Origin of the sequence: Amycolatopsis camponoti (assembly GCF_902497555.1) — a bacterium.
Classification (GTDB): Bacteria; Actinomycetota; Actinomycetes; order Mycobacteriales; family Pseudonocardiaceae; genus Amycolatopsis; species Amycolatopsis camponoti.
In genome coordinates, this window is sequence record NZ_CABVGP010000002.1 from 3274056 (window position 1) to 3293475 (window position 19420).

The window sequence follows — 19420 nt, forward strand, 5'->3', positions numbered from 1 at the left end:
CGCCATGACCGAAGACCTCGCGGTCGCCGCACCGGCCCCCGCCACCGTCACCGATCCGCGCGCGGGCAGCTACCGCGTCGACGCCCATCACGGCGAAATCCTGCAAGGGGTCTTCGTCGCCGACGGCCGCCTGCGCCGCGGGCTTGTCACCCTGCCGTGCCCGCTCTACAGCACCCGCGCCACCTTCCTGCCCACCGAGGACACCGGCACGACGGTGCGTCCCGCGTGGCGCACCAAGGCCCGCCGCGCCGCCGACCTCACCCTGGCCCGGCTCGGCACCCCGGTCCCCGGCGGCCTGCTCGACATCACCAGCGACATCCCGCTGTGCCGCGGCTTCGGCTCCTCGACCGCGGACGTGACGTCGGCGATCGGCGCGGTCCTCGCCGCGACCGGCCGACGGCTCTCACCCGCCGAGGTCGGCGCGCTGGCCGTCGAAGCCGAGACCGCGTCCGACTCGCTGATGTACGGCGGCCGGGCGGTCGTCTTCGCCCATCGCGAAGGCGAGCCGATCGAGGACCTGGGGGAGCTGATGCCCCTGTCCGTGCTGGGCTTCGGCACCAGCCCCGGCGGCCGCGGCGTCGACACGCTCGAACTCCCGCCCGCGCGCTACACGTCGTGGGAGATCGAGGCGTTCCGGCCGTTGCGCGGCCTGCTGCGGCGGGCCGTCCGCGACGGCGACGCGGGCCTGCTCGGCCGCGTCGCCACCGCCAGCACCCTGCTCAACCAGCGGCACCTGCCCATCCCCGGGCTGGACGACATCCTCGCCGCCGCCCGCGCCGCCGGGGCCGTCGGCGTGCAGGTGGCCCACAGCGGCGACGTCGCCGGCCTGCTCTTCGACGCGACCGACGCCGAGACCCCGGCCCGGCTGGAGTTCGCCGCGACCCGGCTCGACGTGACCGAAACCTGGCAGTTCGAAACCGAGAGGTGAGTCCGATGACCCTTGCCGCCCCCGTCAGCCGGTCCGTCGTGGAGGCGACCGAGCTGCCCCGGATCATCCGGATCCGGCCCAACTTCCACGTCGCCGCCTTCGGCCTGATGAAGCTGCTGCCCGCCCGGTTCATGCTCGACCGCGCCGAAGAACGCGGTGAAGTCGGTCCCGGCACGACCGTGCTCGAGACGTCGTCGGGCACCTTCGGCCTCGGCCTCGCGATGGTCTGCCGGCTGCGCGGCTACCCGCTCACGATCGTCGGCGACCCGGCCATCGACGCTCCGCTGAAGCGCCGCCTCGAACACCTCGGCGCCCGCGTCGAGATCTGCCCGGAGCCCAGCCCGGTCGGCGGGTTCCAGCGCGCGCGGCTCGACCGGCTCGAGGAGCTGCGCGCGGAGTACCCGAACCACTGGGTCCCCGGCCAGTACAGCAACCCCGACAACCCGCGGTCCTACGCGCTGGTGGCCGAGCAGCTCGCCGAGACGATCGGTGTGCCCGACTGTCTGGTCGGCGCGGTCGGCTCCGGCGGCTCGACGTCGGGCACCAGCTCGTTCCTGCGGATGCTCGTCCCGGACATGACGCTCATCGGCGTCGACACCCAGCGCAGCGCGATCTTCGGCCAGGAAGACGGGCCGCGCGTGCTGCGCGGGCTCGGCAACAGCCTGGTACCGCCCAACGTGGCGCACGAAAGCTACGACCAGGTGCACTGGATCGGCGCGGCCGAGGCGTTCGCCGCGACGCGTGAGCTGTACGCGCGGCACTGCCTGTTCATGGGCCCGACCAGCGGCGCGTCGTTCAAGGTCGCCGACTGGTTCTCGCGCCGGAACCCCGACGCCACGGTCGTCGCGTTGCTGCCGGACGAGGGCTACCGCTACCAGGACACGGTGTACTCCGACGAATGGCTGCGCGCGCAGGGGCTGGCGCACGCGGGCGCGGGGGAGCCGTACGAGGTCGTCGCGCCCGCCGAGCCGGGCGGCTCGTGGACGTGGCTGAACTGGGGCCGGCGCCCGCTGGCCGACGCGTCGTGAAGCGCACGCTGCTGCTCGTCGAGAGCAACACGACCGGCACCGGGCGGCTGTTCGCGCGGCAGGCCCGGGAGCTCGGCTTCGAGCCGGTGCTGGCCGCGGCCGACCCTTCGCGCTACCCGTACGCGGCCGAGGACGGCGTCCGCGTCGTCGTCTGCGACACGGCGGACGCGTGCGCGGTCCTGGCTTCCGACATCGGCGAACCGGCCGGGGTGACGAGCAGCTCGGAGTACTTCATCCCGGTCGCGGCGCGGATCGCGGCGAAGCTGGATCTGCCCGGCCCGGACCCGGACGCCGTGACGGAGTGCCGCAACAAGGCCCACCAGCGGGCCGTTCTCGGGGCGCCCTGCACGGTGGCGACCTCGGTGGAGGCGGCCGTCGCGGCGGCGGTGGAGTTCCCGGTGGTGCTCAAGCCGGCCGAGGGGTCCGGGAGCGTCGGCGTGCTGCGGTGCGAGACGCCGGCGTCGGTGGCCGCGCAGGCCGCGGCGCTGCTTTCGGTGACGCACAACGAACGCGGGCTGCCGGTGCCGCCGCGGGTACTGGTGGAGCCGTACGCGAACGGGCCGGAGTACTCGGTCGAGCTGTTCGGCGACGTCGTGGTGGCGGTGGTGCGCAAGCACCTCGGGCCGTCGCCGTTCTTCGTCGAGGTCGGCCACGACGTCCCGGCTTCGCTGCCTCCCGCGGACGAGACGGCGTTGATCGACACGGCCCGGGCGGCGGTGACCGCGCTGGGCCTCGGCTTCGGCGCGGCGCACGTCGAGATCCGGCTGACCCCGTCCGGGCCGCGGCTGATGGAGGTCAACCCGCGTCCGGCGGGCGGCATGATCCCGGAGCTGGTCCGCGCGGCGACGGGCGTGGACCTCGTCGCGGCGCAGGTGGCGGCGGTGCTGGGCCTGCCGCCCGACCTGCGGTCCACGCGGCGGGCCTGTGCGTCGCTGCGGTTCCTGACGGCGACGGCGACTTCGGTGCTTTCGGCCGGGGACGCCGTGACGAAGGCGTCGACGGTACCGGGCGTGGCCGAGGCCCGGCTCTACCGCGCGGACGGCACGGTGGTCCGCTCGGCGCGGGACTACCGGGACCGGGCCGGGCACGTCCTCGCCGTCGCGGACCGGCCCCGCGGCGCTCGCGCGGCGGCCGTGGCCGGGCTCGACCGGTTGCGCGCCGCCCTCGTCCCGGAAGGAGCGACCCGGTGACCCTGCGGTTCCTCATCGCCACCGTCGCGCAGACCGATCGCGCGCGCGAAGAACGGGACGAAGAGCGTCCCGAACCCCACCCGGACACCCCGGAAGGAGCACCTCGATGACCATCGCCCCAGGCGGAACCGGACGGCTCACCAGCGCCATCTCCGCCGCGGCCAGGGAGATCCTCTTCGACCGCGACACCGCACCCGCCCCCGACCCGGTCGCCGCCGAGCTCGGGCTGATCAGCCAGGTCGACCGCGCCCACGTCGTGATGCTCGCCGAACGCGGCATCGTCGACCGGGCCCGCGCCGCGGACCTGCTCAGCGGCATCGAAAGCCTGCGGAAACAAGGGTTCTCGGCCCTGCACGACGTCCCCGCGCCCCGCGGCCGCTACCTCGCCTACGAGTCCCACCTCATCGACACCCTCGGCGCCGAGACCGGCGGGATCCTCCACAGTGGACGCTCGCGCAACGACCTCAACGCCACGGTCGTCCGGCTGCGGTTGCGCGAACCGCACGAACGCCTGCTCGCCGAGTCCGACGCCCTCGGCCGCGCCCTGCTCGAGCGGGCCCGGCGCTGGGCCGAGGTCACCATGCCCGCCTACACCCACCACCAGCCCGCCGTCCCGATCACCTACGGGCACTACCTCGCCGGCGTCGCGAGCGCGCTCGTCCGGGACGTCGAAAGCCTCTGGCAGGCCGGCGCCGAGATCGACCAGAACCCGCTCGGCGCGGGCGCGGTCGGCGGCACGTCGCTGCCGGTCGACCAGCACCGCACCACCGCGCTGCTCGGCTTCGCCACCTCGATCCCGAACTCGCTGCACGCCGTCGCGTCGCGGGACCTGGTGCTGCGCCAGCTGTCCGCGGCCACCGTCCTCGGTGTCCTGCTCTGCCGCGTCTCCCACGACTTCCAGGCGTGGACGAGCGCGGAGGCCGGGCTTCTGCGGCTGGCCGACGACGTCGTCGGGTCCAGTTCGATGATGCCGCAGAAGCGCAACCCGTTCCTGCTCGAACACGTCCAGGGCCGCGCGCTGGCCCCGCTCGGCGCGTTCACCGCGTCGGCGAGCGCGATGGCGACGGCGCGGTTCACCAACGCCATCGCCGTCGGCACCGAGGCGGTGGCTCCCGCGTGGTCGGCGCTGGAGGCCGCGACCGACGCCGTCGTGCTGCTGCGGCTCGTCGTCGAGGGCGCCGAGCCGGTGCCGGAGCGGATGTACGCCCGCGCCGTCGACGGCCAGACCGCGGCCACCCACCTCGCCGAACGGCTCGTCGACGCCGGGATGCCGTTCCGCCGGGCCCACCACGAAGTCGGGGCCGTCGCGAAGGAAGCCCTCGACCACGGCCTGCCGCTGCACGAGGTCGCCCGTGTCCGGCTGGCCGGGCAGCCCGCGCACGTCCTCGCCGCGCTCGACCCGGCCGAGGTGGCCCAGCACGCGGCCCACGGCGGTGGCCCGGCGCGGGAGTCCGTGCTCGCCGCCGTCACCGAGGCCGAAGCCGCGTTCGCGCGGATCCGCGCCGCCGCCGAAGAACGCCGCTGGCGCTGGAGCCAGGCCGAAATCGGCCTCGACGACGCCGTCCGAACCCTCATCCGCTGACCGCCAAGGAGCCTGTTGTGACCACTTTCGCCGACGACCTCGCGACCCTGCGCCCGGAGACCGCGCCCGCACAGGGCACGCACGTCGAACTCCGCAGCGACACGTTCACCCTGCCCACGCCCACGATGCTGGAGGCCGCCGCGCGCGCTCCGCTCGGCGACGACGTCTACGGCGAGGACCCGACCGTGGACCGGCTGGAGCAGCTCGCCGCCGAGCTGCTCGGCAAGCAGGCCGGCTGCCTGATGCCGAGCGGCACCATGGCGAACCTGACCGCGCTGCTGGCGCACTGCCCGCGCGGCGGCAAGGCGATCGTCGGGCACGAGTCCGACGTGTACGTCTACGAAGCGGGCGGCGCGTCGCTGTGCGGCGGCATCGTCTACGACCCGCTGCCGAACCTGCCCGACGGCACGATCGACCCGGCGGCCATCGCCGAGGCGTGCGCGGTCGACCGCAGCGACCCGCAGATCGCGCCGCCGGCCGTGCTGAGCCTGGAGACGCCGCAGAACCGCTGTGGCGGGCTGCCCCTGCAGCTGGACTACCTCAGCGAGGTGTCCCGGCTGATCCGCTCGCACGGTGTCGCCCTGCACCTCGACGGCGCCCGCCTGTTCAACGCGGCCGTCGCGCTCGGCGTCAGCGCGGCCGAGGTGGCCAAGCACGCGGACACGGTGCAGATCTGCCTGTCGAAAGGCCTCTGCGCGCCGATCGGCTCGGTGCTGGTCGGCGACCGCGTGACGATCGCGGCGGCGCGCCGGATGCGCAAGATGCTCGGCGGCGGCATGCGCCAGGCCGGGATGATCGCGGCGTGCGGCATCGTGGCGCTGACGGACATGACCGAGCGCCTGGCCGACGACCACGCCCGCGCGGCGCGCCTGGCCCGCGGCCTGTCGCGCATCCCGGGCGTCCGGCTGGATCCGGGCCCGCCGCTGACCAACATGGTGTTCTTCAAGGTCCGCGACGACCGCTACACGACCCGGACGCTGATCGAGGCCGCCCGCCGCCGCGGGATCCGGGTGGAGGAGCTGGGCACCGACCGCATCCGCGCGGTGACCCACGCGGGCGTCGACGACGACGCCGTGGACCGCGCGGTCTCGGTGTTCGGCGACCTCCTGGGCCACGACGCCCTGGTGCGGTGAACCCGCGGGGCCGGGGCGGCCGCCGTCCCGGCCCGTAAGGGTTTCCTAATGCCGGATGCGCCGGTTCGCCGGCCGGCCGGGGCTAGGGTCGCGCGGGTGTCCAGATCACTGCGTGGCTTCCTCGTCGCCGTTCCGGGACTGCTGCTGGCCGGGTTCGGCACGGTGCACCCCGCCCAGCTCGACGCGGCCACCGCGCCCTGGTGGACGACGCTGCACATCATCCTGCTGCCGGTCTTCCCATTGCTGGCCGTGGCGCAGTGGTTCCTGCTGAGGGAGGCACCGCCGTGGTTGCGGTGGCCGGGCTGGGTGGCGGCGTTCGGGTACGCGGCCTTCTACGGCGGACTCGACGCGGTGGCGGGGATCGCCGGCGGCACGGTGGTCCACGCCCAGCACGGCGCCACCCCGGTCGTCGGCGCGGTCTTCACGGCCGGCGACCTGGTCGGCCACATCGGCGCGGCCTGCTTCCTCGTGGCGAGCGCGTTGATCGTCGTGGCGGCGACCTTGCGCGCGGGGTGGTGGGCGGTGCCGGGCGGGGTGGTCCTCCTGCCGGCGAGTGTGTCCTTTCTGGACAGTCACATCTTCTGGCCGCGGGGTGTGCTCACGATGCTCGCCGTCGCGGTCGGGATGTCCTGGCTGTTCTTCGCCGGGGAGCGGAGCGCGGAGCCGCGGGCCTGACCGCTGGCCACGGGGCTTGACACGCCCTCCACCGCAGCTGTACATGTTTGTACATGTTCACCCGACCGGCTCCGATGCGGGAGCGAGCGCTCGGTGCCTTCTACGGGCTCGCGATCGGCGACGCGCTCGGCATGCCGACGCAGTCGATGTCGCGCGCCGCCATCGAGCGGGCGTACGGGCCGATCCGCGGCTTCGTCGACGCCGTCGCCGAGCAGCCGATCGCCCCCGGGATGCCGGCCGGGTCGATCACCGACGACACGGAACAGGCCGTGCTCGTGGCCCGGCTCGCCATCCACGGCGGTGGCCGGATCGATGCCCACGACTTCGCCGCCGCCCTGCGTGAGTGGGAGGCGGACATGATCCGCCGCGGCTCGCTCGACCTGCTCGGCCCCTCGACCCGGCGCGCCCTCGACCGGCTCGACGCGGGCGCCGCCGCCGAGGAGGCCGGCCGGGACGGGGCCACCAACGGCGCCGCCATGCGGATCACCCCGGTCGGCATCGCGACGCCGCTGGGCGAGGGGTTCCTCGACGCCGTCGTCGCGGCGAGCCGCGTCACCCACAACACCGGGCTGGGGATCGCCGCGGCCGCCGCGGTGGCCGCCGCCGTCTCGTCCGGCGTCGCCGGGGCCGACCTCAAGACCTCCCTCGACGAGGCCGAACAGGCCGCCGCCGAGGGCGCGCTGCGCGGGCACTGGATCGCCGGCGGGGACATCGCCGCCCGCATCGCCTGGGCTCGTGGCTGGGTCCGCGGCCTGGGCCGCGCGGGGTTGGCCGACGCGCTCACCGACGTCATCGGGACGTCGGTCGCCGCGCAGGAATCCGTGGTCGCGGCCTTCGCACTCGCCGAAAACCTCGGTGACGACCCGGCCGCGGCCCTGACCCTCGCCGCCGAGATCGGCGGCGACACCGACACCGTGGCGGCCGGGTGCGGAGCGATCCTCGGCGCACACCACGGGATTTCCGGACTGCCCGCCCACCTGGTCGATAAGGTGCGCGCGGTCAACCGGCTCGACTTGGCCGTCGTCGTGGACGGCCTCCTGCAGGTGCGAGGTAACGATGGTCGAATCAGCTCAGGTCCCCGGCACGAGTGCCGCGGACACGCCGGCTAGCTCCGGGAAAGCGGGAGCGCTGGAGACCCGCGGCATCGAGCCCGTGCCCGCCGGCGAGCGCCACGGGCACCCGATGCAGCTGTTCTGGGTGTGGTTCGCCGCGAACATCAGCATCCTCGGGCTGCCGCTCGGCGCGACGCTGGTCGCGGTGCAGCACCTGGCGTTCTGGCAGGCGGCCCTCGTCGCGGTGCTCGGCGCCGCCGGGTCGTTCGCGGTCGTCGGCGTCGTCTCGATCGCCGGCCGCCGCGGCGGCGCGCCCGGGCTCACGTTGTCGCGCGCGGTCTTCGGCGTCCGGGGCAACATCGGGCCGACCATCGTGTCGCTGGTGTCCCGGCTCGGCTGGGAGACGGTGAACACGACGACCGCCGCGTTCGCGTTCCTTTCCCTGTGCGCGATCCTGTTCGGCGCGAACGCGGACGCGAAGGCCTCACCGGTGCTGACGGTCGTGGGCGTGGCGGTGTTCGTCCTGCTGACCGTGACCGTCTCCGGGCTCGGGCACGCGGTGCTGGTCGCGGTGCAGCGCTGGTCGACGTGGATCTTCGGTGCGCTCAACGTGGTCGTCGCGGTCAGCCTGGTCACGCGGATCCACTGGGGGCAGGTCTTCGCCGCCTCGCCCGCGCCGGTCGGCGCGATGATCGCCGGCGTCGGCACCATCGCCGCCGGGACCGGGATCGGCTGGGCGAACGCGTCCGCCGACATGTCGCGCTACCAGTCGCCGTCCGTCCGGGCCGGGTCGCTCGTCGCCTCGGCCGCGGCGGGCGCGGGAATCCCGTTGGTGCTGCTCATCTCGCTGGGCAGCCTGGTTTCGGCCGACGACCCGTCGCTGGCGTCCGCGGGCGACCCGGTCGCGGCCATCCGCGAGCTGCTGCCCGGCTGGATGGCGGTGCCGTACCTGATCGCCGCGTTCGGCGGGCTGCTGCTCTCGAACCACCTGTCCGTGTACTCCGCCGGCCTCACCACGCTGACCCTGGGCATCCGGCTCAAGCGGGTGTACGCCGTGGTCGTCGACATCGTCGTGACGTTCCTCGGCTCGCTGTACTTCATGCTCGTCGCCGACGGCTTCTACGGCCCGTTCATCGCGTTCATCAGCCTGCTGGCGGTGCCGATCACGGCGTGGGTCGGGGTGTTCGTCGTCGACATGGTGCGCCGGCGCGACTACGACCCGGTGGCCCTGATGGACGTGCACCGCACGAGCGCGTACTGGTACCGCGCGGGGTGCGAGCCGCGTGCGCTGCTGTCCTGGGCCGCGGCCATCGTCGCGGGCTACCTGTTCACCACGGCCGGCACCGGCGACGACGCGTGGTTCACCGGGCCCCTGGCCGGCACGTGGCTCGGCGCCAACGGACTGGGCTGGGTCGTCACGTTCGCCGTGGGTGCCGGGTTGTACGCCGCGCTCGGCGGTGCGAGGATCCGCCGATGACCGGCCGCCTCGTCCACACCGGACAGGCCATCGTCGACCTCGTGATGCGGGTCGAGGCGCTGCCTCCGCCGGGTGGCGACGTGCTCGCCTCCGACGTCCGCTTCACCGCGGGCGGCGGGTTCAACGTGATGGCCGCGGCGGCCCGTGCCGGCGCGGCGGTCGTCTACGCGGGGGAGCACGGCACCGGACGCTTCGGCGACCTGGTCCGGGAGGCCCTGACGGCCGAGGGGGTCGAGCTGGTCCAGCTCCCGGCCGCGCCGGACACCGGGGTGTGCGTCGTCCTGGTCGACGCGGCGGGGGAGCGGACGTTCATCACCGAGACCGGCGCCGAGGGCACCGTCACGGCCGAGCACCTGCGCCGCGTGCGGCCGCGGGCCGGAGACCTGGTGTACGTCACCGGGTACAGCCTCTTGCGCGAGTCCAACCGCGACGCGCTGCTGGAGTGGCTGCCCTCGGTGGGGGACCACCGGGTGCTGCTGGACCCCGGGCCCCTCGCCGCCGACGTGGCCCCGGACGTCTGGCGGGCGGTGCTGCCGCGCGTGGACATCCTCTCGTGCAATGCCGCCGAAGCCGCGATGATGTCCACTGTGGACGGAGTGGGAGACGTGCCGGTGCGGGTCACGCGCGTCGGCGCCGAGGGGTGCGACGTCGTCGAGAACGGGGTGACCGTGCGCGTCCCCGGGTTCCCGGTCGACCCGGTGGACACCAACGGTGCCGGGGACGCCCATGCCGGCGTGCTGGCGGCGGAGCTGCTGCGCGGGGAGCCACTCCTCGTCGCGGCCGAACGCGCGAACGCCGCTGCCGCGATCGCGGTCCGGCGGTATGGCCCGGCTACGAGCCCCTCCCGTGCGGAGGTCGATGAGCTACTGGTTCGCCAGCAGGAACTCGGTCACCGCGGGTAGGACCGCCTCACCGACGTGCCCCACCCCCTCGACGACGTCGAAGCGCACGGCCGACCCGTAGTCCCTGAGCGCCGCGGCCAACGTCCGGGCCCGCGACAGCCGATCGGCTCCCCCTTCGCTCGCCATCCACGCGATCGCCGCGGGGTCCGCGTCGAGTGAGCCGATCACGATCTGGACCGGGACCCGCGTGAACGACGCTTCGCCGCCGGGCAGGGCGACCCGGCCCGGCGCGCCGATCGACACCGCCGACAGGCGCTCGGGGTGGCGGTACAGGAACCGGTGGGCGAACTGCCCACCGCCGGAGAAGCCGTGCAGGAAGAACGCCGACGCGGCCGCGTTCCAGCGGTGCGCGACCTCGTCGACCATGTCCAGCAGCACCTGGTCGAAGCGGATCCCCGCGTGCTCGAGGACCTTGTAGCCGTCGATGTCGTCGGGTGCGCTGATGCCCGCCGGGAACAGCGGCGTCATGACCACCGCGCGCTCGGCCCGGGCGAGCGCGGCCAGCCCGTCGAGGTAGAACCTCGTGCGCCGGCGCGTGCCGTGGACGAACACCCACAGCTTCGGCCGCTCGTCGTCGCGGATGTCCTCCGGGACGAACAGTGTGTAGGAGAACCGCGGGTCGGCCTGCGCGGCGAAGGCCGGCGTGTACCCGGTCAGGAGCCGGCGGCCGGCGTGGTCCGGGGGCAGCTCGGCGAGCCGGACAGCGGGAGGCGTCACGCTCGCAACCTAAGAGCGGCTCGGCACCCGGGCAACGCCACCGGCGGAAAGGCAGCCTTTCACGCCGGGAAAGCCAGCCGCTCCGGCAGGCGGGCGGCCAGGTGACCGATCAGGTCGCTCGTGCGCCGCGGCACGTGGACGTCGTCGGCCAGCAGGGCGTAGATGTCGGCGGGCGGCGTCGGCACGCCGGGCAGCACCCGCACCAGCGCGCCGCTGTCCAGGTGGGACCGGACCTGCCACTCCGAGCGCATGACGATCCCGCGGCCCCGCAGCGCCCAGTCCGTCACGATGTCGCCGTCGTTGCTCGACAGGCTGCCGCGCACCCGCACCTGACGCGGCTGGGCGGCGCCGCCGAAGCGCCACACCGCGAAGTCGCCCTCGTTCTCGCGCAGCACGATGCAGTCGTGGGCGGCCAGGTCCTCGATCCGCTCGGGGACGCCGCGGCGGTCCAGGTAGGACGGTGCCGCGCACGGCACTCGGCGGTTGCGGGCCAGCCGGCGCATCCGCAGCGTGGAGTCCGGTGGCGCGCCGACGTGCACGGCCAGGTCGAACTCGCGCCGGTGCGGCCGCAGGGGCAGCGCCGAGGTGTGGAGCCGGATCCGCACGCGGGGGTGCAGCGCGGTGAACTCGCCGATGAGCGGCGCGACGTGCGTGCGGCCGAGTCCGAGGGTCGCCTGGACGACGATCGAGCCCCGCAGGTCGCCGGCGGGGTGGCTGACCAGGTCGTCGAGCTCGCGCACCTGGTCGAGGATCGCCTCGACGCGCGAGGCGTACAGCTGCCCCTCGGAGGTCAGCGTGAGCCGGCGCGCGCCGCGGTGCACGAGCCGCACGTCGAGCCGGCGTTCCAGCGCTTTCAGGCGTTTGCTCACCACCGGCAGCGACACGTCCAGCTCGCGCGCGGCGGCCGTGAGCGTCTCGCTGACGGCGACCACGTGGAAGAAGCCGAGGTCGTCGAGTCTTTCCATGGAGGAAAGGATAGGTTGCCGCCGGCGTTCTTGCCGGGGCGCCGCGCGGCCGCCCACAGTGGAGGGACCCCACGGCGAGGAGCGTCTTGTGAACCACCGCATCGCGGTCATCCCCGGCGACGGCATCGGGCGCGAGGTCGTCCCGGAAGGCCTGCGCTGCCTGCGCGCCGCCGCCGACGTCCACGGCTTCGAGCTGGAGACCACCGAATTCGGCTTCGCTTCCGCCGAGTACTGGCTGGAGCACGGCGAGATGCTGCCGCCGGACTGGCAGGACGTGCTCGCCGGCTTCGACGCGCTCTTCTTCGGCGCGGTCGGGTGGCCTGAGGTGGTCCCCGACCACGTGTCGCTCTGGGGCAGCCTGCTGAAGTTCCGCCGCGGGTTCGACCAGTACGTCAACCTGCGGCCGGTCCGGTTGCTGCGCGGCGTGCGCGGCCCGCTGCGCGGCCACGGGCCGGGCGACATCGACTTCCTCGTCGTCCGGGAGAACACCGAAGGCGAGTACTCCAGCATCGGTGGCCGCATCTTCGAGGGCACCGACCGCGAGACCGTGCTGCAGGAGACGGTGATGACCCGCGTCGGCGTGGACCGCGTGCTGCGCTACGCCTTCGACCTCGCCGCCACCCGGCCGCGCAAGCACCTGACGTGGGCGACCAAGAGCAACGGGATCTCCATCTCGATGCCCTACTGGGACGAGCGCGCGGCCGCGATGGCCGCCCACTACCCGGACGTCACCGCGGACAAGGACCACATCGACATCCTCGCGGCCAAGTTCGTGCTCAGCCCGCGGAACTACGACGTCGTCGTGGCCAGCAACCTCTTCGGCGACATCCTGTCCGACCTCGGGCCCGCGTGCACCGGCACGATCGGGATCGCCCCGAGCGCCAACATCAACCCGGACCGCACCTGGCCGAGCCTGTTCGAGCCGGTCCACGGCTCGGCTCCCGACATCGCCGGGCAGGGCATCGCCAACCCGATCGGCCAGATCTGGAGCGGCGCCATGATGCTCGACCACCTCGGCGAACCGGAAGCCGCCGCGCGGGTCGTCGCCGCGATCGAAAGCGTGCTCGACGAGCAGCCGGACGTGCTCACCCCCGACCTCGGCGGCCCGGGGACGACCGAAGGGCTCGGCACGGCGATCGCCGAGCGCATCGCCGTCGGGCAGCGGGTCACGGCATGACCGGCTTCGACCCGATCGGCCTGGAGGTCCGCTGGGACCGGCTCGCCGCCGCGACCGACGAAGCCGCGTCGACCATGCTGCGCACGGCGTTCTCGACGATCATCCGCGAGTCCAACGACTACACGGTGGTCCTGATGGACCGCCGCGGCCGCACGATGGCCGAGTCGCGGGCCGGCATCCCGGGCTTCGCGGCTTTGATGAGCACGCTGACTTCCCTTGTCCTGGAACGCTTCCCGGCCGGCGAGTGGCAGGACGGCGACGCCGTCATCACCAACGACCCGTGGATCGCGACCGGGCACCTGCCCGACATCGCCATGCTCGCGCCGATCTTCCACCGCGGCGCGCTCGCCGGCTTCACCGGCACCGCCGCGCATTCGCCGGACATCGGCGGCACGCCGTCGCTCGGCGCCACGGACCTGATGTCCGAAGGCTTGCTCATCCCGCCGCTGCGGCTGTTCCGCGCCGGCCGGGTCGAGCAGGGCGTCAAGGACTTCCTGCTGGCCAACGTCCGCCTGCCCGCCGAGCTGTGGGGCGACCTCGAAGCGCAGGCCGCCGCGCACGCGGTCGGCCGGCGACGCGCTCAGGAGTTCCTCGAGGACTTCGGCGAGCCCGACTTCGCGGGGTTCGCCGACCAGGTGCACGCCATGGCCGAGGCCGCGATGCGCGCGGCGATCCGCGAGCTGCCCGACGGCGTCTACCGGGCGGGCGTCGACGCGGACGGCGTCGAAGGTCACCCGACGCACATCGAGTGCGCGGTGACGATCAGCGGGGACGCCGTCGGGATCGACTACACGGGGACTTCCCCGCAGGTCCCGTTCTCGACCAACTCCACGCTGAACTACACCCGCGCGTACTCGGTGTACCCGCTGAAGATCCTGCTCGACCCGGCCACGCGCACCAACTGGGGCTCCTACCGGGCGATCACCGTGACCGCGCCCGAGGGCACGATCGTCAACCCCGTGTTCCCCGCGCCGGTCGTCGCCCGGCACCTGACCGGGCACCTGCTCTCCTGCGCGATCTACCGCGCGCTCGCGCCGGTGCTGCCGGACCGCGTCATCGCCGACAGCGGGGGAGCGCCCGCGCTGCGCGTCCGGTTCGCCGGGGTCGACGACGCCGGCCGCCCGTTCGCGCAGATGCTCTTCGCCAACGCCGGCATGGGTGCGTCGCAGGACGAGGACGGCCTCTCGGCGACGGCGTTCCCGACCAACTCCGGCAGCGGGAGCGTCGAGGCGATGGAAGTCGCGTCGCCGCTGAGGTTCGTCCGCAAGGAGCTGCGGGCCGGGTCCGGCGGGCGGGGACGGCGGCGCGGCGGGCTCGGGCAGGACGTCGAGGTGCACAACCCGACGAGCCGCCCGGTGCAGCTGGTGCTGCTCGGCGACCGCGAACGGCACCCGGCCCTCGGCGTCGCGGGCGGGGAGGCCGGGGCACCGGCCCAGGCCGTGCTGGACACCGGCGAGCGCGTGCCGCTGAAGTCGATTTCGCAGCTCGCACCGGGTGCCTCGGTCGTCATCTCGTTCGCCGGCGGCGGCGGGTTCGGCACCCCGGAGGCGGACCGATGAGCCGCACCGTCCGGATCGGCGTGGACGTCGGCGGCACGTTCACCGACCTGCTGCTGCACGACCCCGCCCGCGGCCTGACCTGGCCGGGCAAGCTGCCCACCACCCCGCACGCGCCGCACGACGCGATCACCGCCGGCATCACCCGGCTCCTCGCGGAGACCGGCACGCCGCCGGACGCCGTCGCCGGGGTCGTCCACGGCACGACCCTGGTGACGAACACCCTGCTCGAACGCACCGGCGCGGTCGTCGGCCTGCTCACCACCGAGGGTTTCAGCGACACCCTGGAGCTGGCCCGCGAGACCCGGTTCGACACGACCGACCTGCACGCGCGCCCGGCGTCCCCGCTGGTTCCCCGGCACCGGTGCCGCGGCGTGCCGGGCCGCCTCGCCGCCGACGGCACCGAGCTGGCACCCCTGGACGACGACGCCGTCTTGGCCGAGGTGCGGGACTTGCTGACCCACGGCGTCGAGGCGGTGGCCGTCGCGCTGCTGCACTCCTACCGCGACGACCGGCACGAACGGCGGGCCCGCGAGCTGCTCGCCCGCGCCCACCCGGACCTGCCGGTCACGCTCTCCAGCGCGGTGACCCCGGTACTCGGCGAATACGAGCGCGCGAGCACCGCGTGCCTCAACGCCTACGTCCAGCCGCTGGTGGCGCACTACCTCGACGCGCTGCGGGACGACCTGACCGCGCTGGGCATCGACGCGCCACTGCACGTCATGCTCTCCGGCGGTGGCGTCACGACCCTGGCCGACGCCAAGGAGTTCCCCGTCCGCCTGCTCGAATCCGGTCCCGCGGCGGGCGCGATCGCCGCCGCCGCGGTGGCCCGCCGGGCCGGCGAACCGGACGTCCTGTCGTTCGACATGGGCGGCACCACCGCCAAGATCGCGATCGTGAGCGGCGGCGCACCGCGGCGCAAGCACGACTTCGAAGCGGGCCGCGTCGACAAGTTCAAGCCGGGCTCGGGCCTGCCGGTGAAGCTGACCGTCGTGGACCTGATCGAGATCGGCTCGGGGGGCGGCTCGATCGCCGCCCCGGACGCGCTGGGCCTGCTCAAGGTCGGGCCGCGCAGCGCCGGGTCCGTGCCGGGACCGGTCGCCTACGGCCGCGGCGGCGAGCGGCCGACCGTCACCGACGCCGACCTCGTGCTCGGCTACCTCGACCCGGACGCCTTCCTCGGCGGCGAGATGCGGCTGCGCACCGCCGAAGTCCACAAGGCGGTGGCCCGGGAAGTGGGTGACCCGCTGGGCCTGGACGAGACCGGCGCGGCCGCGGGCATCGTCGAGGTCGCCACGGCGAGCATGGCCGCGGCCGCCCGGATGCACCTGGCCGAGCACGGCCGCGACCCCGCCGGGTTCGCGCTGGTGGCCTTCGGCGGCGCGGGACCCGTGCACGCCTACGGCCTGGCGAAGCAGCTGAAGATCGGCCGCGTGATCGTCCCGATGCGGGCCGGCGTGATGTCGGCGTACGGGTTCCTCGTCGCCGCGCCGACGGTCGACCAGTCGCGCAGCCTGCCCTCCCCACTGTCCGAAGTGGACTGGAGTCGCGTGGAGGCCCTGTACGAGGAGATGGCCGAGCAGGCCGGCGCGGTCCTCGGCACCGGGGCGCGCTCGCGGCGGTCGGCCGACCTGCGGTACCTGGGCCAGGGCTCCGGGATCGAGGTCGACCTGCCCGGCGACGGTCGTCTCCGGGACGCTTTCGAAGACGCTTACCGCGCGGCGTTCGGGCGGACGCTGGACGGACCCGTGGAGGTCGTCACCTGGCGCTTGTCGGCCCGGTTGCCCGGCCGCGACATCGAGCTCGGGTGCGAGCCCGCCGACGGCGACCCACGGCGCGGGGAGCGTGACGTGCACTTCCCCGGCCACGGCCGGCTGCGCGCGACGGTCTGGGACCGCTACCGGCTGCGGCCGGGCGCGGAAATCGCCGGACCGGCCGTCTTCGAAGAGCGGGAGTCCTCCTGCTCCTTCGGGCCGGACTGCCGGATCCGCGTCGGCGACGACCTGACGCTCTTCGTCGACCTCGGCTGAGTCACCGGCCGGCGAGCAGGTCGCCGAGCCCGCCCCGGGCGTCTTCGAGCACCAGCGCCTCGGCCCGCGCCGAGTCGCCGGCCCGCAACGCGCGCACGAGCGCGCGGTGGGTCGTGTAGCGGTCCAGGCCGAACGTGTCGTCCACGCTGACGCGTTCGATCACGCGCGAGCGCCGTTCGGGGTAGGAGAACACCCGGGTCTGGTCGAGCAGGCGGACCAGCACCGGGTTGCCGGCGCACGACTCGACGAGACCGTTGAAGAGCTGCATGGCGTCGAAGAGCCGGCCGACGTGCTTGTCCACGTCCTGCCCGGACTCGTGGCGCTGCTTGATGAGGATGAGCAGGTCGTCGGCTTCGTCGAGGATCGCGTCGAGCCCGTCCAGCTGCTCGGGCGTCGCGTGCCGGGCGGCGAAGCGCGCCACCATGCCGCGCAGGCCCACCTCGACCTCGGCGAGGTCCTGGATGGCGACGCCGCCGAACATCGCCACCTTGACCGTGCGCGGGCCGGACCGTTCGAGGAGGCCGTCCTGTTCGAGGCGCCGGATGGCCTCGCGGACCGGCGTCGGGCTGACCGACAGCTGCTCGGCGAACCCCCGTTCGGTGACCTTCTGGCCCGGGCGCAGCTCGCCGGTGGTGATCGCGTCGCGGATCGCGCGGTACACGCGGTCGGCCAGCGTGTCGGTCTGCAGTGCTTCGCCCCTCATGAGCCCAGCCTACTGGCCATCGCAAAACACGTTTGCAACTATTGACCATCTTGCTATAGCAAAAGTACGGTGGCGGGCATGCCCAAGGGAAGGTGCCGACGATGACGTTGACCACCCCGCGCGTCCGGACGGGACGCATCACGTTCTTCGTGGCTCTGGCGGTCTTCGCGCAGGAGTCGACCTGGAACCTCTACGACTCGCAGGTCCCGCCGCTGCTGCGCGAGCACGTCAGTAGCGCCGCGCTCATCGGCGCGCTGATGGGCATGGACAACCTGCTCGGCATCTTCATCCAGCCGTGGATGGGCAACCGCTCGGACGGCACCCGGACCTCGTGGGGCCGGCGCATCCCGTACCTCGTCGTCGGGATGCCGGTGGCGGCCGTGCTGTTCGTGCTCATCCCGCACGCCGCGGCCTCGCTGCCGCTGCTGATCCTGGTGATGTTCGGCTACGCCCTGGTCGCGAACTCGTTCAAGCCGATCGCCGAGTCGCTGCTCCCGGACTACATCGGCCCCGAGCGGCGCAGCCGGGCGAACGCGGCGGTCAAGATCGCCTCCAGCATCACGGTGATCGTCGCCGCGCTGATCAGCATCTTCCTGATCGACGACTTCCCGAAGCTGTCCTTCGCCATCCCGGCGGTGCTGATGCTCGTGTCGGTGGGCGTGCTCGCCTGGCGGGTGCGCGACAGCAAGTCCCCGGCCTACCGGGCCGCGCTCGAAGAGGACCGCGCCGGGCACACCGAGAACGCGCCGCGCGTGCGGATGCGGGACGTCCTGCTCGACCTCGTCCGGGACACCGACCGCAGCCGGCTGCTGGTGATCCTGTCCGTGCTCGCCTTCGGCAGCGCGTGGTTCGCGTCGCGGTCGCTCATCACCAACTACGGCATGGAGACGCTGGGCATGTCCCGCGGCGACGCCGGCGGGCTGACCCTGCCCAGCGGGCTGGCGTTCATCGTCGCCGCCTACCCGGTGGCGCTGTGCGCCGAACGCTTCGGCCGGCTGCGCGTGATCCTGATCGGGATGACCGTGTTCGCCGCGGCGATGGTGCTCGGCACGATCGTGCGGACGCCCACCGGCACGGTCGTCGCGATGTGCGTGGCGGCCGCGGGAGCGTCGGCGTTCATGGTCAACATGGCGGTCGTCCTGTGGAACCTCGCGCCCTCGGCCCGGGTGCTCGGCACCTACACCGGCCTCTACACCGTCGGCTGGGCGGGCGGCGGGTTCCTCGGGCCGGCGCTGGTCGGCGGCATGGTCGACGTGACCGGGTGGCCGTTCCTGCTGCTCGACATCGCGGTCGTCACGGCGGTCGCGGTGCTACTGGTGGCCCGGATCGCTTCGCTGCAACGACGTCGCACCGACGGACGCGCACTGTGAGGCGCGTGCTGGTCACCGCCGACTACCTGCGTCCCGGCGACGAGGTGGACGAGTACCTGCGCGGGGCCGGGCTGGAAACCGTGTACTCGCCGATGATCGGCAAGCGCGATCCCTCGCAGCTCGTCGCGGCGCTCGACGGGATCGACGCGGCTTTGGTGGCCAACGAGCCGTTGACCGCCGGGGTGCTGGCTCGCGCTCCGAAGCTGCGCGTCATCGTGCGGACCGGCGTGGGGTACGACTCCATCGACGTCGAAGCCGCTGCCCGGCAGGGGATCAGCGTCAGCAACCTGCCCGGCGTCAACGCCAACGCCGTGGCCGAGTACACGTTCGGGCTGCTGCTCGCCGGAGCGCGGCGGCTCGTGCAGTCGGCTTCCGGGGTGGCGGCGGGGAAGTGGCCGCGCGAGGACGGCCACGAGCTGCGCGGGTCGACTCTGGGGCTCATCGGGTACGGCGCTTCGGCTCGGGCGGTCGTCCCGCTGGCTCGCGCGTTCGGCATGACGGTGGTCTGCACGTCCGGCCTGCGGGGGCCGGACGTCCGGTTCGTCGACCTGCCCGAGCTGCTGTCCACTTCGGACTACGTCTCGGTGCACACCTCGTTGACCGACCGGACGCGGGGCATGCTCGACGCGGAGGCGTTCAAGCTGATGAAGCCGACGGCGTTGCTCGTCAACACCGCGCGCGGCGCGATCGTCGACGAGGACGCGCTCGTCGCGGCCGTGCGCTCCGGCGAGATCGCCGGCGCGGCGCTCGACGTCGTGTGCGAAGAACCGTTGCCGGACACCAGCCCGCTGCGCGGGGTGGACGGGATCGTCGTCTGTTCGCACCTGGCCGGGCAGACGGCCGAAGCGCGCCGGGCCGCGGGCCTGCGCGGTGCGGAAGAACTGGTCGCGGCCCTCGACGGCCGGGCCCGGCACGTGGTGAACGGAGAGGGATGA

The 19420-nt window shown here is 73.7% G+C and carries 17 protein-coding genes; 14 read left to right on the plus strand and 3 right to left on the minus strand.

Annotated features, from left to right (window positions below; translation table 11 throughout):
• Nucleotides 1-4 precede the first annotated feature (4 nt).
• The 9 genes from AA23TX_RS35445 to AA23TX_RS35485 all read left to right on the plus strand — a co-directional run bounded on the left by AA23TX_RS35445 (nt 5) and on the right by AA23TX_RS35485 (nt 9967).
• The gene (locus AA23TX_RS35445; protein WP_155547045.1) at nt 5-928 is read left to right on the plus strand and encodes a GHMP family kinase ATP-binding protein; all 924 of its coding nucleotides are present in this window, start codon (nt 5-7) and stop codon (nt 926-928) included.
• Nucleotides 929-933: 5 nt separating this feature from the next.
• Nucleotides 934-1956: a pyridoxal-phosphate dependent enzyme gene (locus tag AA23TX_RS35450; RefSeq protein ID WP_155547046.1), complete on the plus strand. Its 1023-nt coding sequence runs from the start codon at nt 934-936 to the stop codon at nt 1954-1956.
• A complete protein-coding gene (locus AA23TX_RS35455) occupies nt 1953-3146 on the plus strand; it encodes an ATP-grasp domain-containing protein (RefSeq protein WP_196425671.1) in 1194 nt (397 codons plus the stop codon). Before AA23TX_RS35450 ends, AA23TX_RS35455 begins: the two co-directional genes overlap by 4 nt.
• 106 nt (nt 3147-3252) lie before the next feature.
• Complete coding sequence (locus AA23TX_RS35460) at nt 3253-4728, plus strand: argininosuccinate lyase (protein WP_155547048.1); 1476 nt, start codon at nt 3253-3255, stop codon at nt 4726-4728.
• A 17-nt stretch (nt 4729-4745) separates the two neighbouring features.
• Complete coding sequence (locus AA23TX_RS35465; protein WP_230862914.1) at nt 4746-5861, plus strand: GntG family PLP-dependent aldolase; 1116 nt, start codon at nt 4746-4748, stop codon at nt 5859-5861.
• Between the two features lie 96 nt (nt 5862-5957).
• A complete protein-coding gene (locus AA23TX_RS35470) occupies nt 5958-6536 on the plus strand; it encodes a hypothetical protein (RefSeq protein WP_155547049.1) in 579 nt (192 codons plus the stop codon).
• A 53-nt stretch (nt 6537-6589) separates the two neighbouring features.
• Nucleotides 6590-7645 carry an ADP-ribosylglycohydrolase family protein gene (locus tag AA23TX_RS35475; protein ID WP_230862915.1) on the plus strand — a complete coding sequence of 352 codons (1056 nt, stop codon included), beginning with the start codon at nt 6590-6592 and terminating at the stop codon, nt 7643-7645.
• Nucleotides 7593-9065 carry a purine-cytosine permease family protein gene (locus AA23TX_RS35480; RefSeq protein ID WP_155547050.1) on the plus strand — a complete coding sequence of 491 codons (1473 nt, stop codon included), beginning with the start codon at nt 7593-7595 and terminating at the stop codon, nt 9063-9065. The genes AA23TX_RS35475 and AA23TX_RS35480 overlap by 53 nt, the downstream gene beginning before the upstream one ends.
• Nucleotides 9062-9967 carry a PfkB family carbohydrate kinase gene (locus AA23TX_RS35485; protein ID WP_155547051.1) on the plus strand — a complete coding sequence of 302 codons (906 nt, stop codon included), beginning with the start codon at nt 9062-9064 and terminating at the stop codon, nt 9965-9967. Before AA23TX_RS35480 ends, AA23TX_RS35485 begins: the two co-directional genes overlap by 4 nt.
• On the opposite strand, the gene AA23TX_RS35490 is transcribed toward AA23TX_RS35485, so the two are convergent.
• Together AA23TX_RS35490 and AA23TX_RS35495 are read right to left on the minus strand one after the other, a co-directional pair.
• Nucleotides 9929-10684, minus strand: coding sequence for an alpha/beta hydrolase (locus tag AA23TX_RS35490; RefSeq protein ID WP_155547052.1), 756 nt, complete (start codon nt 10682-10684; stop codon nt 9929-9931). The genes AA23TX_RS35485 and AA23TX_RS35490 overlap by 39 nt on opposite strands.
• Before the next feature lie 59 nt (nt 10685-10743).
• Nucleotides 10744-11649, minus strand: a complete 906-nt coding sequence (locus AA23TX_RS35495) for a LysR family transcriptional regulator (protein ID WP_155547053.1) — start codon at nt 11647-11649, stop codon at nt 10744-10746.
• A gap of 88 nt (nt 11650-11737) precedes the next feature.
• On the opposite strand from AA23TX_RS35495, the gene AA23TX_RS35500 reads away from it, so the two are divergent.
• From AA23TX_RS35500 to AA23TX_RS35510, 3 genes are read left to right on the plus strand one after another with little or no spacing between them, the layout of a single operon-like run.
• Complete coding sequence (locus AA23TX_RS35500) at nt 11738-12826, plus strand: tartrate dehydrogenase (RefSeq protein WP_230862916.1); 1089 nt, start codon at nt 11738-11740, stop codon at nt 12824-12826.
• Nucleotides 12823-14385, plus strand: coding sequence for a hydantoinase B/oxoprolinase family protein (locus tag AA23TX_RS35505; protein ID WP_155547055.1), 1563 nt, complete (start codon nt 12823-12825; stop codon nt 14383-14385). The genes AA23TX_RS35500 and AA23TX_RS35505 overlap by 4 nt, the downstream gene beginning before the upstream one ends.
• Nucleotides 14382-16412 carry a hydantoinase/oxoprolinase family protein gene (locus AA23TX_RS35510; protein WP_155547056.1) on the plus strand — a complete coding sequence of 677 codons (2031 nt, stop codon included), beginning with the start codon at nt 14382-14384 and terminating at the stop codon, nt 16410-16412. Before AA23TX_RS35505 ends, AA23TX_RS35510 begins: the two co-directional genes overlap by 4 nt.
• A 1-nt stretch (nt 16413) precedes the next feature.
• On the opposite strand, the gene AA23TX_RS35515 is transcribed toward AA23TX_RS35510, so the two are convergent.
• A complete protein-coding gene (locus AA23TX_RS35515) occupies nt 16414-17115 on the minus strand; it encodes a GntR family transcriptional regulator (protein ID WP_155547057.1) in 702 nt (233 codons plus the stop codon).
• Between the two features lie 101 nt (nt 17116-17216).
• Between AA23TX_RS35515 and AA23TX_RS35520 the strand changes: the two genes are divergently transcribed.
• Nucleotides 17217-18485, plus strand: coding sequence for an MFS transporter (locus tag AA23TX_RS35520; RefSeq protein ID WP_155547058.1), 1269 nt, complete (start codon nt 17217-17219; stop codon nt 18483-18485).
• A gap of 5 nt (nt 18486-18490) precedes the next feature.
• The gene (locus AA23TX_RS35525; protein WP_230862917.1) at nt 18491-19420 is read left to right on the plus strand and encodes a phosphoglycerate dehydrogenase; all 930 of its coding nucleotides are present in this window, start codon (nt 18491-18493) and stop codon (nt 19418-19420) included.

What these genes read in the sequence shown, in the direction of transcription:
- AA23TX_RS35445 (WP_155547045.1), top strand. Translation starts at nt 5, where the DNA reads ATGACCGAAGACCTCGCGGTCGCCGCACCGGCCCCCGCCACCGTCACC.
- AA23TX_RS35450 (WP_155547046.1), top strand. Translation starts at nt 934, where the DNA reads ATGACCCTTGCCGCCCCCGTCAGCCGGTCCGTCGTGGAGGCGACCGAG.
- AA23TX_RS35460 (WP_155547048.1), top strand. Translation starts at nt 3,253, where the DNA reads ATGACCATCGCCCCAGGCGGAACCGGACGGCTCACCAGCGCCATCTCC.
- AA23TX_RS35475 (WP_230862915.1), top strand. Translation starts at nt 6,590, where the DNA reads ATGTTCACCCGACCGGCTCCGATGCGGGAGCGAGCGCTCGGTGCCTTC.
- AA23TX_RS35480 (WP_155547050.1), top strand. Translation starts at nt 7,593, where the DNA reads ATGGTCGAATCAGCTCAGGTCCCCGGCACGAGTGCCGCGGACACGCCG.
- AA23TX_RS35485 (WP_155547051.1), top strand. Translation starts at nt 9,062, where the DNA reads ATGACCGGCCGCCTCGTCCACACCGGACAGGCCATCGTCGACCTCGTG.
- AA23TX_RS35495 (WP_155547053.1), bottom strand. Translation starts at nt 11,649, where the DNA reads ATGGAAAGACTCGACGACCTCGGCTTCTTCCACGTGGTCGCCGTCAGC.
- AA23TX_RS35505 (WP_155547055.1), top strand. Translation starts at nt 12,823, where the DNA reads ATGACCGGCTTCGACCCGATCGGCCTGGAGGTCCGCTGGGACCGGCTC.
- AA23TX_RS35510 (WP_155547056.1), top strand. Translation starts at nt 14,382, where the DNA reads ATGAGCCGCACCGTCCGGATCGGCGTGGACGTCGGCGGCACGTTCACC.
- AA23TX_RS35515 (WP_155547057.1), bottom strand. Translation starts at nt 17,115, where the DNA reads ATGAGGGGCGAAGCACTGCAGACCGACACGCTGGCCGACCGCGTGTAC.
- AA23TX_RS35520 (WP_155547058.1), top strand. Translation starts at nt 17,217, where the DNA reads ATGACGTTGACCACCCCGCGCGTCCGGACGGGACGCATCACGTTCTTC.